This window comes from Microcoleus sp. LAD1_D5 (genome assembly GCF_036702115.1).
Classification (GTDB): Bacteria; Cyanobacteriota; Cyanobacteriia; order Cyanobacteriales; family Microcoleaceae; genus Microcoleus.
Genome location: NZ_JAUBSA010000031.1, coordinates 56,278 through 69,892 on the forward strand (window position 1 = coordinate 56,278; position 13,615 = coordinate 69,892).

The following is a 13,615-nucleotide window of genomic DNA, read 5'->3' on the forward strand; positions in this document are numbered from 1 at the left end:
CTATAATAGAGTAATCTATTGTGGGGTGGATATTCTACTTGCTCGCTCAATCCTAAATTTCAAATAGCCGCACAACTGTAATTATTCACTTTTAAGGGGAGTTATTCAGAACATGACTTTTTCATACCAAACTGCCTTTGATGCTCGCACTGATTTAAAAAAGTACAAGGAAAATGCTTTAGCTCTTTTTGCATTACAGCTTAGATTTCAAATAGAGGATATTGACACCGTAGCCGCCACCTCTCTCACAGGAGGTGGTGATGATAAAAAATGCGACTTAATCTATGTGGATAAGGAGGCCGGATATATTATTGTTATACAAGCCTATATGGCTGATTTAATTAAAAATCCCAATAAACAGGCTGCATCATCTGATAAAGCTTCTGATCTTAACACCGCAGCAGCCTGGCTATTTAATTCTCCTCTACAGAATCTACCTGAAGGAATTCGCTCTGCTGCTGTAGAAGTTCGGTCTTCACTCAAAGCAAACCAGATTAGATTCGTACAGTTTTGGTATGTACACAACTTACCGGAATCAAAAAATGTTAAAGATGAACTTCAAATGGTAGAACAGACAGTTAAGAATGCCCTGAGAACACAATTTCCCAATTCAGAGGTTGAAAATGTAAGTACCCTAGAAGTAGGTCAAAAAACACTGGATGAGTGGTGTCGTGCTTTAGAGGCTCCTATCTTAGTTACTGATAAGTTTACTATTCCTATATTAGGAGGGTACACTATATCTGGCAATGATTGGGAAGCCTTTGTAACAGCTATTCCTATTACCTGGCTATATGAAGTATTTCAAAACTATTCTGACAATCTATTTTCTGCCAATGTCCGAGGATATCTGGGAAGTAGAAAAAGTGACAACAACATCAATAATGGCATTAAAAGCACTGCCAAGGATGAGCCAAATAATTTTTGGGCTTTTAATAATGGTATCACAGCTTTAGTATCGGAATTTACATTTAAGGATGCAGAAGCTAACCAATCTCAAGAAATAGGTAGTGCTGATACACTAGAAATTAGCGGAATTTCTATAGTGAATGGAGCGCAGACAACCGGAGCATTGGGTAGTTTAGATACTTCTCCTGACGGTACAGGATATGTACAAGCTAGGTTTGTAAAATGTAATAATATCAGCACGATCAGAAAAATAATTGAATACAACAATAGGCAAAATGTAGTCGAAGCATCTGACTTCCGCAGTAACGATTCAATCCAGCGACGCTTGCGTCAAGAGTTTGCAAATATTCCAGATACAACTTATTCTGGTGGCAGAAGAGGTGGCTCTACAGATGTGATCCGCCGTCCATCTAACTTGTTACCATCTGATACAGTTGCTCAAGCTCTTGCAGCATTTCATCAAGATCCGGTAATTGCATATAATAACAAATCTGATATCTGGAGAGTAGATACGATTTACTCTAAATATTTTCCCGAACAAATATCCGCCAAGCATATTGTATTTGTTTATTCTTTACTTCGCAGTGTAGAGGCTAAGAAACTTCGACTTGTGGATAAGAGTAAAGCAAGCTCTCTGTCTGACGCAGAGGCTAAACAATTGGACTTTTTGCAAAGACGAGGTGCTCACTTCCTAATTACCTCAGCTATTGCTAATTGTCTCGAAACATTCCTGGATCAACAAGTTCCTAATGCTTTTAGAGTTTCTTTTGATACGAAAATTTCACCAGAAAAAGCGGAGAAATTTTGGGAACCAATTGTAGAAATTACTATTCCTTTTTGTCAACACCTGCTTACCGCCGTCGAAAGAAGTCTAAATAATGATGACGCAAAAGACGCAATCAGTAATTTCAAAGCAGTTGTAGAATCAACTAAACAGTATCATGTCTCTAGTTTTCAATCTTTCGCAAAGCTCGTTCAGATTCGCTCTTGAATCTATAGATAATGACAGGGATGCCGATATCCAAATAGTGATTTACCAATTTTATACAATAAGTAAATGAAGAGGAACTCGATTAATGCCTAATCCGTTTCCCGGGATGAATCCTTATTTAGAAAGTCCTGAAGTGTGGCGTTCAGTTCACAATAGGTTAATAGTGGCGATCGCAGATTTGTTAACTCCGCAATTACTGCCTAAATATTTAGTAGATATCGAACAAAGAATTTATCAACTCAGCGGCGAAGATGCTTTACTAATTGGCATTCCCGATGTCACAATACAACGCTCACTGGCTCCTACAACCGAGACTACTTCTAATGTCGCCGTTGCCGCTCCGCCCACCCAGTCTTTGAAGGTGAGAATACCTTGGCCAGTGGAAGTAAAAGAAAGTTATTTGCAAGTCATCGAAACTGAAACTAAAAAAGTAGTGACTGTAATTGAAGTGCTTTCTCCAACAAATAAGCGCCCTGGCAAAGGGCGAGAAATGTATGAAGCAAAGCGAGAAAGGGTGTTTGGTAGTCGCACTCATCTGGTTGAAATTGACTTGTTGCGAAGTTACCAACCTCTGCCAGTTTTTGGTAACGATATTGAGGCAAGTTATCGAATTTTAGTGAGTCGCGGAAATCAAAGGCCTTTGGCAGATTTGTACCTTTTCAATTTATCCGATATGATTCCTGCGTTTCCCTTGCCTTTGCGCGCGGGTGATGCGGAACCAATTGTAGATTTACAAGCGTTATTAAATGGGGTTTACGATCGCGCCGCCTATGACTTTAGAATAGATTACACTGCCGCACCCGTTCCCCCGTTGTCGGAAGCCGATGCTGCTTGGGCTGATTCTCTGCTTCGGGAGAGGGGATTGAGGGGATAATATGAAGTAGTAATCTGGGACGTATCTCAACCAAAGAAACCGGGTTTTTTGCTGTTTTGTGCGCTGTAATAAAGTATTATCGTGAAAAACCCGGTTTCTGGCCACCCGTGCATAAGTCCTAAGCAGGTAAATCCACAGGAGTTAAATCAATGCCTAATCCATTTCCGGGAATGAATCCTTATTTAGAAAGCCCTGACTTTTGGCCAGAAGTACATCACTTGCTGATTGGTATGATTCAGGAGTCTTTGGTTCCCCAACTGGTGCCAAAATATCGCGTTGCGATTGAAAAGCGGATTTATGAAATAAAGGGAGAACAATCTCTGTTAGTCGGGATTCCTGATGTTTCTATCCAGCGCAATCCGATTCCCAGAAATTCAACTACATCGAATGTGGCTGTGGCTACACGAACTACTGAACCATTGAAAATCAGATTAGCGATGTCTGAGGAGGTGAGAGAGGGGTATTTGGAGGTGATAGATATGGCGACTAAGGAAGTTGTGACAGTAATTGAGGTGCTTTCACCTGCTAATAAACGTCCGGGTAAAGGGCGCGAAATGTATGAAGAAAAGCGGGATAAGATATTCGCAAGTCGCACTAATTTTGTGGAGATTGATTTGTTGCGGGGTTGGGAACCTCTCCCAGTTTTGGACAATGATATTGCAGCCCATTATCGGATTTTGGTGAGTCGGGGAAATCAAAGACCTTTTGCGGATTTATACTTGTTTAATCTACCAGATGTGATTCCTTGTTTTTCGCTGCCTTTGGGTGCAGGCGATGTGGAACCGATCGTAGATTTGCAGGCGTTGTTGAATACAGTGTACGATCGCGCCGCCTATGACATTACCCTCGATTATATGGCTGAGTTAGTCCCTGCGCTTTCAGAATCCGATGCAGTTTGGGCGGATGCTTTGTTGTCCGAAACCAGCCTCCGACAATCTGAAACCTAAAAAACCCTACACAAAACGTTACATATTTGTTACCATCGTGGCGAGTCTGTCCTCAGCAGCCCCTCTATTAACCTTCTAAACTAACCACTATGAGTCAACCTCCCTCAGCAATTCCCGTCTCCGAAGAGTCCGCCGAAACTCAGACAGCACCGACAAACAATGCACCTCCACCTAGTTATGTCAAGCTGGCGATGCGGAATATGGTTCGCAAGCGGGCGACTTCTTTGTTTCATTTTGCCTTGACAGCGATCGGACTTTTAGGCGTACTCGTCGGTTTGGCTTTTCTCGATCGATATTTCAACTCTTAATCGGGGATTCAAACAATCAGCCTCTAAGTTCGAGCTCTATTTTCATTTTTCACAAATAGGGAGTTAAGCTGATTGTTCTGCCTGCCCGTTGCAATCTCTAAGAGATTACTGTATCTTGCCAGCAACAGCAAAATCCTTTGCCCCTGGATCGGACAATTTGAGATTTAAAAAAAATATAATATATTGCTTGACAGGAGATCCCAAAAATGTTAATAGAGGTGAATGTCGAAGACTGTTACGGGCTCGCCCAGCAGTCAGCCGACGCTTCCAACCTCCTTGAGATTGCAGCCTGCGGGGAGATTTGGGCCGAAACCTGGGAAAATTGGTTTAGCGTTTGGCTGGAAAACCAGGAAGAGTATGTGCCAGTCGCTCCGGGCTACGAAGTCAGTCTGCGTTTAACCGCCGATTCCGAGATGCAAGCCCTCAACCTCCAGTACCGCCAGCTCGATCGATCGACCGATGTACTAGCTTTCGCATCTTTAGAGGTAGACTGTCCTCAGCTAGAGGAAATGCAGTCATCCGAACCCCTATACTTGGGTGATATCGTCATCTCGATCGATACAGCTAACCGACAAGCCCAGCAGCAAGGACATCCCCTGAAGACCGAACTAGCTTGGCTCGCAGCCCATGGTTTTCTGCATCTTTTGGGCTGGGATCACCCGGATGAAGAAAGTCTGACTCAAATGCTAGATCAACAAGAAAAATTGCTGCAGGCGATCGGTCTTGCGATCCAAACAGCATAACTGAAGTTGATGGTGATTTAACAAATCATGTCAAGCCCAACATAACTTTCTGAAATTAAACCAAAACTTTAGTAAAAACTTAGAAAAGTTACCTAGACTTGATGAAGTTAATTTGAAAAGTGTAGCTTTCATTCATCTCTGTAAATTAAAGTTGGTTCTTTATGACACTAGATAGACCCTCAATTTCATCACAAATCGCACAGTTTCTGCCCATGCCTCAAGACTCTTCTAGCCAGACAGTCCAAGAGCCGAAAAAAGCCTTGAAATACAATCGAGAGCTGTCCTGGAAAATCGCATCTAGCTTAGCTACGAGTTTTAGATACGCTTGGGGGGGTCTGCGTTATGCTTTTGAAACTCAGCGCAATTTTCGGATTCACACTGTTATTGGCACTTTGGCGATCGGACTCGGCCTATTTTTGCAACTGAAACCTGTAGAAATATCTGTGATCGGCGTCACCATTGGCATAGTTTTAGCAATGGAACTGTTGAATACGGCGATCGAATCCGTGGTAGACTTGACAGTCGGGCAATCTTACCACGAACTAGCCAAAATTGCCAAAGACTGCGGTGCTGGAGCGGTTCTGGTATCGGCAATGGCTGCGATCATCGTCGGTACTGCACTTCTGCTTCCTCCTTTGTGGGCAGTCGTTCAAATTGCGATCGCCCGTCAGTAACTTATTGGGCGATTCCCTGCTGGATAGCTTCGCTTCACGCAAATTTTAGGTTTTAGATGACCAATTTGAGATTTTTAGTTTTATTCGTCTATATTGCAGCTATTTTTATCTTCGGCATCTATCTAAAATCTTGAAACCCTTGCTTTCAGGCAGCGAGTCAATCTAAAATCTAAAATCTAAAACCTAAAATCTAACTTAACCCGTGATTATAGTCATCGATAACTACGACAGTTTTACATACAATTTGGTACAGTATCTAGGAGAACTCGGTGCTGAGTTGCCGATAGCAAGCGAAGTGCAAGTCTACCGCAACGACCAAATTTCCTTAGCAGAAATTCGCCAATTGCAGCCAGCAGCAGTGGTGATTTCTCCAGGCCCGGGGCGGCCGGAAGATGCGGGAATTTCTCTGGAATTAATCAAAGAATTAGGCCCGACTCTACCAATTTTAGGCGTGTGCCTCGGACATCAAAGTATCGGTCAAGTATTCGGCGGCAAAATTGTTTCTGCACCCGTGTTGATGCACGGCAAAACTTCTCAGGTAGAACACGCAGGAGTCGGAGTTTTTCAGGGTGTGGAATCGCCGATGATTGCAACTCGCTATCACAGTTTGGTAATTGAAAAGCAGAGTTGTCCACAAGTGTTAGAAATTACGGCTTGGGTTGAAGACGGAACTATTATGGGCGTGCGGCACCGGGAATATCCGCACATTGAAGGTGTACAGTTTCACCCGGAAAGTATTTTGACGACTTCGGGAAAGCAATTATTGCGAAATTTCTTGGAACGGCTTTAGTTGAATTTCTCTGAATTTGTAGGGTTCGCTCTTATAGCACCTTACGGTGAGAGTAGGGTACACATTTTCGCACCTGAACCGCCCCAAAAAGGATACAAGCCCCCCACTCCTGTCGTGGTGAACCCCAAATTTTAGACTGCTGTTCGAGATTCCAGATTCAATGCTGCAAGTAAATCTAAAATCTAAAATCTAAAATCTAAAATCGACTGACGGTGTTTTGTGGTATAACAACAAACGACCAACACCCGACAACCCCAACCTAAAGATGAAACGGCGACAATTAATACGTTACGCACAGACGGGTTTGCTAGCAGCTTTCTTCACGGGTTTACCATCTGGATGGGAAAGGTATCAAGCTCAAACTGCTGATTCTTTGTCGGTTCAGTGGTTGGGGCACACTTGCTTCTTGTTCGCCGGAGGCGGTGCGAGGGTGCTGGTGAATCCTTTTCGCCCCCTGGGCTGTACGGCAGGCTATCGTTCTCCTAAAGTGCCAACAGATTTGATTCTGATTAGCAGCCGGTTGCTCGATGAAGGGGCGATCGACGGATTTGCGGGCAATCCCGGCCTTTTGTACGAGCCTGGGTCTTACAGGTCTAACGGGCTGCGGATTCAAGGGATTCGGACGGAAAAAGACCGTGAGGGAGGAAGGCGATTTGGGGTCAATGTGGCCTGGCTGTGGCAGCAAGCGGGCGTTAAGATTTTACACTTGGGCGGAGTTGCTGGCCCGATCGGCATTGAAGAACAAATCTTGATCGGGCGGCCCGATGTAGTGCTGATTCCCGTGGGCGGAGGGCCGAAAGCTTACACTCCGGCGGAAGCGAAGCAAACTTTGCAGCTTCTCAAACCGAAGATGGTGATTCCGACACATTTCAAAACCCAAGCCGCCGATGCTGCTGCGTGCGATTTGGTGCCGCTAGATGAATTCTTGGCGCTGATGGATGGTACGCCGGTGCGCCGATTGAATAATGACACGATTTCGATCAAATCTGCTGACTTACCCCAAACTGGTTCGGTGATTGAGGTTTTGAGTTACAGATTTAGCGGTTGATGCCCGATTTCTCAGCTTGCGTTATAGTAAGGAAGTTTTGGTCGATCGGGGATGCAAGAGAAATTTCTCTCTATCTTAGCCTCTGGCAACCTTGCCTTTTGTCGAGATTTGGCTAACATAACAATTCATGTTCACGGTTTTATCTCATAAGGAAATGCAAGCGCAATGAAAAATCAAAATTTACCTAGCTGGATGAAACAACTCACAGGTTTCGCAGGAGTAATCGGCGCTAGCGCGTTAATCGGTTTCCCGGCTTGGGCTCACATCACCTCCAACACCAATGTTGCTAATGCAACTCAAACTTCACAAGTTGCAGGAAAAGTGAAAACCGCTGCTTCACCGGCACCCACTTCCGCTTCACCTGCACCAACTGGCGCTTCACAGACACCAACTGGCGCTTCACCGGCACCAACTTCCGCTGCTAAGGATATTGTTGCTATTGCATCTGGCGACGCTCAATTCGAGACGTTGACGAAGGCTTTGGGAGCTGCAGGTTTGGTGACAACTTTACAAGGAAAAGGCCCTTTCACTGTTTTTGCTCCGACTGATGCGGCATTTGCTGCTTTGCCAGAAGGAACTGTGGAGAACTTGCTCAAACCGGAAAACAAAGCCCAACTTACTAAGATTTTAACTTACCACGTTGTTCCTGGTTCGGTTGTATCTACGAGCCTGAAATCGGGCGATGTTAAAAGTGTGGAAGGCTCCTCGCTGAAGGTGGCAGTTAACGCAGGCAAAGTTACTGTCAGCGGCGCTAATGTTGTGAAAGCTGATATCAAAGCTAGCAACGGCGTTATTCACGTAATTGACAAGGTTTTGATGCCGCCTGCTCAAACAAAGTAGGACTAGGGTTTTTTGCATCAATTAATGTCAGATTCGGTTAAATGAAGGCGAAGTAAGGACACAGCGATGTTGTGTCCTTATTTTTATGGCAGGCAATTCAGAATTAATATAGATAAAGCTTTAGCTAGCTGCGGGTATCTACAAAAATGGCTGCCAACCCTTACCCCGGTAGCCCAAATCGAAGACTTCGGGATGGAGAATTTCTGCTAAAATTTCTAACGAATCGACCAATCTCGGCCCTGGGCGATTAAAGTAAGAGTTGCCGTCAGTTATGTAAACTTTCCCGGTTTTTACTGCGTGCAAATTAGGCCATTCTACGTATTTAGTTATCTGCATTGCTTCGCTGCGAGTTCGGCTTAAATCAAAGCCACAAGGCATGAAAATAATTACATCGGGATTAGCTTCTACTAGCGATTCCCATTTTAGCCAAGGGGAATGTTCCCCGACAATTCCAAATAGCGAATTGCCTCCCGCCATTGCCACTAATTCGGGAATCCAGTTACCCGCAGCCATCAAAGGTTCAATCCACTCGATGCAAGCTACTTTGGGAAGTCTCTCTTTTGTGGTAATAATAGAGGATGCTTGTGTTTTCGAGGTAATAGCATCGATGCGGGATTGCAAAAGGTCGATCGCACTTTTGCCATTTACGCCCAAAGCATCAGCAACTCGCTGAATATCCGTCCAGATTTCTGCTAGCAGATTCGGCTGTAAAGAAATAATTTCCGGCTTGCTATTTACCAGCGTGCTTACCGCTTGTTCAACCTCTGTTAGAGAACAAGCGCAGACTTCACATTGAGCTTGAGTAATAATGTGAGTCGGCTGCAATTTTTCCAAAGTATCTATTTCTACTTTATAGACACTCAGCGCATTTTGCAACAATTCTGTCACGCGGTTGTGAATTTCGCTGCTAGTTCCTTCGGGATTGAATTTAGGCTGAGTGCAAACAGGTAAATTTTGGATTTCTGGGGGATAATCGCATTCGTGGGAACGGCCCACAATTGCATCGGTTAATCCTAAAAGTGCTACAATTTCGGTGGCACTGGGAATTAGAGAGACAATTCTTGGTTGGTTCATTGGTTTTCTGTTTTTTACCGCTTCGCAAGCACAGCGGGGACGCCCGTGCCACAATAAAAGGGATTGTTAAATTTTTAGTTTTTTTAAGTATTGCAAATCTTGCCATGCTTGAATGAGATTACCTTGCATCAGAGCCGCTACACCGTTTAAAACTCTAATTTCCGGTAGGTTGGAGTTGAGAGCGAGAGCAGGTTTTAAGGCTGTTAGAGCGGCTTTGGGATGCCAGCCGTACAGGTGTACGAAAGCGAGATAGGCGTAGGCGTAAGGGTTTTTTGAGTCGAGTTGAGTGACTTTTTCTAAGGCGGCGATCGCACTTTCGACATTCTGCTGCAATACCCGAGAAAATGCCAAAGCATAAGCCAATTCTAGGTTATTTGGTTCCTGCTGCAACCGATATTCTAACGCTTGTTCCGCTTGCACCGTATAATCTTGAATTGGATCGTACTGATTGATCCGCCCAATCTGCTCGAACACAGGTTCTAAACCGGGCAATCCTTTGGGTAAATTAACCGCCATCGCCCGCAATTGAGTCACCAAATCTAACTCAGGCTTATCTGTATTATCCACGTTTCCAGGCGCTTTATTCTCTTTCCCAGGCTCTGCCTGAGAACGCATATCTAGAGGCTCTGCCTCGATCTTAACACTAACTGCGGGCACATTAATCGGATAAGTTTCGCCGGTTTTCCGATTTAGATAAGTAGCCTGCAGATTGTAAACTCCCGGTGCAATATTAGCAGGAGGAAGCATCGCCGTGCGATCGACAACTCGAAACCCCACAGCAAATTTATCCGCTTCCAGCATCCCCGGATGCAAAGTCGCCTGGCCGATCGCGCGATCGTGTAAAATCCTGAAAGTCTTTCCCGGTGGAATATTGCCAGACTGCTGATTTTCCCACGTTACCAACACTAAACCAGACTGCAACTGCTGCCAAGGCCCAGACCAAGTATATGTTACCGATAGCGCGACTCCGGGAACTGCTTTTGCAGCGACAGTAACTCGATCTAATTGTACTTGCGATCGCGCTTCATTCAACGGCTGTATTTCGACAGGCTGCACTCGCTTCCGATAAAGATTTAAATTAGTATAATCTGGCAAAACCCATGTTTTCTCTAACTCAAATTTATCCCCTTTTTCAATTGCCGTTACGGCTGCTTTTTGAGCTTCTTTAATCCTTTCGCGAATCGAACCTTGCGGGCCAGTTTTAGTTACGAACCAAGAGAGCGATCGCACATCTTGCGGCACTTCTTTTAAACTCGTTCCCACCTGCCGCCCGTAAACCTGAAAATTCGCCAAAGCACCGTAATAATTCAAATTATGCTGGTTAATTTCCGGCGTCGAAGGCAACACGCCTAAAGTAGATTGCAAATAAGGTTCCCTATCAATAATTTCTGCAATTACCTCTCGGTGCGGCCACTCTTTCCCCAAGTAAGGATAGTTAGAATTGCCGGGACTGATAATTTGAACTAAGCTATGTCCAAAAGCACCTCCCAGCGGCCACATATGGAACAGCATCGCCAGAATTGCCAACCCAATGGTACCCCAGCGAATTTGTCGTCCCCACCGAGAAGGCCACAGCGTTAAACAGTAGGCTAAGAAAATAGATAAAACTGGCAAATAAGGTATCACATATCGGTCGTCTTTGTTGATATTTAGAGAATTAATTAAATAAGCTCCTCCCCAGAAAACAGCCAGCCAGCGACAGGAGTTGAGATGCAAGATTGACGAACTATCTTGCCTGCGACGCCAATAAAGTATCAATCCTACTAAGGGAATAAGTAACAGAGGCCAAGAAATGTGTTCTGGTAAGTGTTGACCGTAGTAAATCCAAGCATCGATCGTATTGAGGGCCGGATCTCCTTCGGCTATCGCAGAATCCAGCGTTGCCCGTTTTCCCCCGGTCAAAATTAACAGCCAATTGGTTTTCGCCCAGGGCCCAAACACGGCCGCCGACAGCAACAGAGCACCAGTTAATTGACCTAATCTCCCCCAAGCTTTTTGCCGCACCGCACCAACAGCCAACCACACAATCGGGGTAAACAGAAATAATACGGTAGTGTGTTTAACTAATATTGATAAGCCGAGAGAAATTCCAAAGGCGATCGCCCAAAAGAAAGACGACGGGGAGAGTGAGGGAGTGGGGGAGGGGGAGAGGGAGAGATCCGGAGAATGGGGAAAATCTTCCTTCTTCCTTCTTCCTTCTTCCTTCTTCCTTCTTCCTTCTTCCTTCTTCCTTCTTCCTTCAGAAGCCTTCCACATTGTCAGACAATAGAAAGCAAAAGTAATCGCAGCAGTGAGGGGATAGTCGAGCAAAAATTGCAAGCGGAACCGATAAAGTCCCGGTAACAAAACGCAAATTGCAGCGGCCCACAAACCGACTTGCCGGTTAAATAGTTGGACGCCCAGACTGTAGACTGAGGCGAGGAGAATTGCACTAAATAATAAATGAACGAGAGTTGCCAGATCGCCCCCAGTACCGAAAACCTGAAGAAACGGAACGGTTAAGATGTATGCCAAGGGCGGAATTTTCGTCGAAAGCAGCCAGAAGTTTGTCCACCAGTCTCCGGAAAGCCACTGAGGATGCTGCAACGCCTGCAAGTATTTCAGGGTGCTAGTCAGGTAGTCTGCTTGATCCCACGCCGGGACAGATCGATCGAGGGCAAACCAGAGGCGATCGCTAATTGCCCCCAGCAGCCAAATTATGCCTAAGACAAGCAGACTCTTGCCCTCGCTGTCCCGATGTTGCTGTGCCATTGCGATTCTTGGATTTTAGGTTGCAGCTTTTAGCTTACAGGCGGGCGGTTCCGGGCGAGCGAAAATTAATTTGAAAAAGTGCTTGCTAAATTCTGTATGTGTCTGCTAAGATAGTAAAGCGCGAAAAAACAAGCCGGGATAGCTCAGTTGGTAGAGCAGTGGACTGAAAATCCACGTGTCACGAGTTCAAGTCTCGTTCCTGGCATCGCAAAGCCCTCACAAAGTTGAGGGTTTTTTTTTAGGAAAAATTCGGGCAATGCAGTCAATTATCAACTCGATTTGCTTGAAAGTTTAGCTAACGAGATTGATGAATCTGTTCGACCTGAATATTTAAAGCTGTGGAGAAGCGTTCAACCCCGCCGAGCATAATCTTTTGGGGATAGCGCCTTATTTTTGAGTGAGGTACGACGCTAGTTCTGGAATTTCACCGGCGCGCTGCCACTCGGCTTCCCCGCGCCGCACTTTCGTTCGGGGTGTGATTTCCTGAACCTCCCATAATTGCAATTTGGTATAGGGCCCTTTGGCTTCTCCGCTGCGAAACACTTACCATTGAGGAACTTCAGGAGTTGGCTGGGTCGAGTACCAGCGTTACAACTAACTCTTTTTCAACCCTTTCTTCAAGCAGTTTAGCCAATTCCAAGTCGCGCAAATAGCGTGAATTGGGTTGACCGATATCTGTGGGAACCAAAGCTTCATCTAAACCCATAGAACCCTTGACATCTTCAAAAATTGTTTTCGCCCGTCCGCCGTGACCGGAGTAGTGAATATATACTCAGTCTTGAGGTTAGGCTTTGGCTATTAGTTCCTTGAATTTGGCAACAATATTTTCATACGTGGGTAAAAGTTCCGGGGGATCTTGGGGTTGATTTGGATTCTCGGAAGCAGTTGCAGTAAGTTTAATGATTTGGTCGGGGGTGAGGTTAAAAGTGGTTTTTAAATAGGTTTCGACATGGTTAATATCTTGAACACATCCCCGCAGGTTTTTGTAGTAGTTACCTTCTGGTAACCGATGGGGAAAATAGAAATCGATACCGATGAGGAGGGCGTAGAAGTTGGGGGTTTGGTTTGTCATGGTAGATGCTGGCTAAGGGGTTTTAGAAAGGTTTGATTTTTATATGAGGTTGAGGTGGGAGTTTTTATGCAGTTTTTGAGATTAACTTGTTATTTTAAACGAACTTTCTGACAAAAGCCTATTGATTTGTGGGAATACCATCACACAGGAGCCTGTCGCTCTCGCTAACATTGGGACTGCTTTCTAAATAGCCACGTACCCAGTCACAACCACGCTTGAGTAAATCATCAAAATCTAAATTCCATAAAATTATTGTTTCGTAATCACCGCTGGCGGAAGCCAAAGTCTTGCCATCTGGACTAAATGCGACGCTCTCGACCGAAGTGCTATGGCCGGCAAGGGTGGCAATCGGTTTTTGGCTTTGCAAGTTCCACACTTTGATGGTCTTGTCATCGCTGGCGGAAGCCAAAGTCTTGCCATCTGGACTAAATGCGACGCTAATGACCCCTTCGCTATGGCCGGCAAGGGTAGCAATCGGTTTTTGGCTTTGCAAGTTCCACACTTTGATGGTGCCGTCATAGCTGGCGGAAGCCAAAGTCTTGCCATCTGGACTAAATGCGACGCTAATGACCCCTTCGCTATGGCCGGCAAGGGTGG

Annotated in this window: 14 protein-coding genes, 1 tRNA gene and 1 pseudogene; 10 read left to right on the forward strand and 6 right to left on the reverse strand. The window is 45.1% G+C overall.

Going from position 1 to position 13,615, the window contains the following annotated elements:
• Positions 1 to 112: 112 nt before the first annotated feature.
• From QUA70_RS15155 to QUA70_RS15195, 9 genes are all read left to right on the forward strand, one after another.
• Positions 113 to 1,897 (forward strand): AIPR family protein, encoded by a 1,785-nt coding sequence (locus QUA70_RS15155; protein ID WP_333348123.1) that lies wholly within the window; start codon positions 113 to 115, stop codon positions 1,895 to 1,897.
• An 85-nt stretch (positions 1,898 to 1,982) separates the two neighbouring features.
• Complete coding sequence (locus tag QUA70_RS15160; RefSeq protein ID WP_333348120.1) at positions 1,983 to 2,771, forward strand: DUF4058 family protein; 789 nt, start codon at positions 1,983 to 1,985, stop codon at positions 2,769 to 2,771.
• 149 nt (positions 2,772 to 2,920) lie between these two features.
• Entirely contained in the window at positions 2,921 to 3,718 is a 798-nt protein-coding gene (locus QUA70_RS15165; protein WP_333323990.1) for a DUF4058 family protein, read from the forward strand.
• An 89-nt stretch (positions 3,719 to 3,807) separates the two neighbouring features.
• On the forward strand, positions 3,808 to 4,026 hold the full coding sequence (locus tag QUA70_RS15170) for a DUF3285 domain-containing protein (protein ID WP_333348118.1): 219 nt from the start codon (positions 3,808 to 3,810) through the stop codon (positions 4,024 to 4,026).
• Between the two features lie 206 nt (positions 4,027 to 4,232).
• Positions 4,233 to 4,769: an rRNA maturation RNase YbeY gene (gene ybeY, locus QUA70_RS15175; protein WP_333348115.1), complete on the forward strand. Its 537-nt coding sequence runs from the start codon at positions 4,233 to 4,235 to the stop codon at positions 4,767 to 4,769.
• 161 nt (positions 4,770 to 4,930) lie between these two features.
• Entirely contained in the window at positions 4,931 to 5,443 is a 513-nt protein-coding gene (locus QUA70_RS15180; protein WP_333323985.1) for a diacylglycerol kinase family protein, read from the forward strand.
• 202 nt (positions 5,444 to 5,645) lie between these two features.
• Complete coding sequence (locus QUA70_RS15185; protein WP_333323983.1) at positions 5,646 to 6,233, forward strand: aminodeoxychorismate/anthranilate synthase component II; 588 nt, start codon at positions 5,646 to 5,648, stop codon at positions 6,231 to 6,233.
• Positions 6,234 to 6,498: 265 nt separating this feature from the next.
• A complete protein-coding gene (locus QUA70_RS15190) occupies positions 6,499 to 7,281 on the forward strand; it encodes an MBL fold metallo-hydrolase (protein WP_333348112.1) in 783 nt (260 codons plus the stop codon).
• A gap of 165 nt (positions 7,282 to 7,446) precedes the next feature.
• Complete coding sequence (locus tag QUA70_RS15195; RefSeq protein WP_333323979.1) at positions 7,447 to 8,121, forward strand: fasciclin domain-containing protein; 675 nt, start codon at positions 7,447 to 7,449, stop codon at positions 8,119 to 8,121.
• Between the two features lie 138 nt (positions 8,122 to 8,259).
• Here the strand turns inward: QUA70_RS15195 and QUA70_RS15200 are convergent, their stop codons facing one another.
• The gene (locus QUA70_RS15200) at positions 8,260 to 9,195 is read right to left on the reverse strand and encodes a cobalamin-binding protein (RefSeq protein ID WP_333348109.1); all 936 of its coding nucleotides are present in this window, start codon (positions 9,193 to 9,195) and stop codon (positions 8,260 to 8,262) included.
• Between the two features lie 66 nt (positions 9,196 to 9,261).
• Positions 9,262 to 11,946 carry a phospholipid carrier-dependent glycosyltransferase gene (locus QUA70_RS15205; RefSeq protein WP_333348106.1) on the reverse strand — a complete coding sequence of 895 codons (2,685 nt, stop codon included), beginning with the start codon at positions 11,944 to 11,946 and terminating at the stop codon, positions 9,262 to 9,264.
• A 132-nt stretch (positions 11,947 to 12,078) separates the two neighbouring features.
• Here QUA70_RS15205 and QUA70_RS15210 point away from each other — a divergent pair.
• Positions 12,079 to 12,151 (forward strand) — tRNA-Phe (locus QUA70_RS15210).
• 182 nt (positions 12,152 to 12,333) lie between these two features.
• On the opposite strand, the gene QUA70_RS15215 is transcribed toward QUA70_RS15210, so the two are convergent.
• The 4 genes and pseudogenes from QUA70_RS15215 to QUA70_RS15230 form a co-directional block, all read right to left on the reverse strand.
• Positions 12,334 to 12,489, reverse strand: a complete 156-nt coding sequence (locus QUA70_RS15215; RefSeq protein ID WP_333348104.1) for a DUF4339 domain-containing protein — start codon at positions 12,487 to 12,489, stop codon at positions 12,334 to 12,336.
• 16 nt (positions 12,490 to 12,505) lie between these two features.
• Positions 12,506 to 12,652 carry a hypothetical protein gene (locus QUA70_RS15220; protein ID WP_333348101.1) on the reverse strand — a complete coding sequence of 49 codons (147 nt, stop codon included), beginning with the start codon at positions 12,650 to 12,652 and terminating at the stop codon, positions 12,506 to 12,508.
• Between the two features lie 78 nt (positions 12,653 to 12,730).
• Entirely contained in the window at positions 12,731 to 13,018 is a 288-nt protein-coding gene (locus tag QUA70_RS15225; protein WP_333348098.1) for a hypothetical protein, read from the reverse strand.
• Between the two features lie 118 nt (positions 13,019 to 13,136).
• Positions 13,137 to 13,615, reverse strand: a pseudogene (locus tag QUA70_RS15230) (WD40 repeat domain-containing protein); the annotation flags it as partial.

What these genes read in the sequence shown, in the direction of transcription:
- QUA70_RS15195 (WP_333323979.1), top strand. Translation starts at nt 7,447, where the DNA reads ATGAAAAATCAAAATTTACCTAGCTGGATGAAACAACTCACAGGTTTC.
- QUA70_RS15225 (WP_333348098.1), bottom strand. Translation starts at nt 13,018, where the DNA reads ATGACAAACCAAACCCCCAACTTCTACGCCCTCCTCATCGGTATCGAT.
- QUA70_RS15205 (WP_333348106.1), bottom strand. Translation starts at nt 11,946, where the DNA reads ATGGCACAGCAACATCGGGACAGCGAGGGCAAGAGTCTGCTTGTCTTA.
- QUA70_RS15190 (WP_333348112.1), top strand. Translation starts at nt 6,499, where the DNA reads ATGAAACGGCGACAATTAATACGTTACGCACAGACGGGTTTGCTAGCA.
- QUA70_RS15200 (WP_333348109.1), bottom strand. Translation starts at nt 9,195, where the DNA reads ATGAACCAACCAAGAATTGTCTCTCTAATTCCCAGTGCCACCGAAATT.
- QUA70_RS15165 (WP_333323990.1), top strand. Translation starts at nt 2,921, where the DNA reads ATGCCTAATCCATTTCCGGGAATGAATCCTTATTTAGAAAGCCCTGAC.
- QUA70_RS15160 (WP_333348120.1), top strand. Translation starts at nt 1,983, where the DNA reads ATGCCTAATCCGTTTCCCGGGATGAATCCTTATTTAGAAAGTCCTGAA.
- QUA70_RS15220 (WP_333348101.1), bottom strand. Translation starts at nt 12,652, where the DNA reads ATGGGTTTAGATGAAGCTTTGGTTCCCACAGATATCGGTCAACCCAAT.
- QUA70_RS15155 (WP_333348123.1), top strand. Translation starts at nt 113, where the DNA reads ATGACTTTTTCATACCAAACTGCCTTTGATGCTCGCACTGATTTAAAA.
- QUA70_RS15170 (WP_333348118.1), top strand. Translation starts at nt 3,808, where the DNA reads ATGAGTCAACCTCCCTCAGCAATTCCCGTCTCCGAAGAGTCCGCCGAA.
- ybeY (WP_333348115.1), top strand. Translation starts at nt 4,233, where the DNA reads ATGTTAATAGAGGTGAATGTCGAAGACTGTTACGGGCTCGCCCAGCAG.
- QUA70_RS15180 (WP_333323985.1), top strand. Translation starts at nt 4,931, where the DNA reads ATGACACTAGATAGACCCTCAATTTCATCACAAATCGCACAGTTTCTG.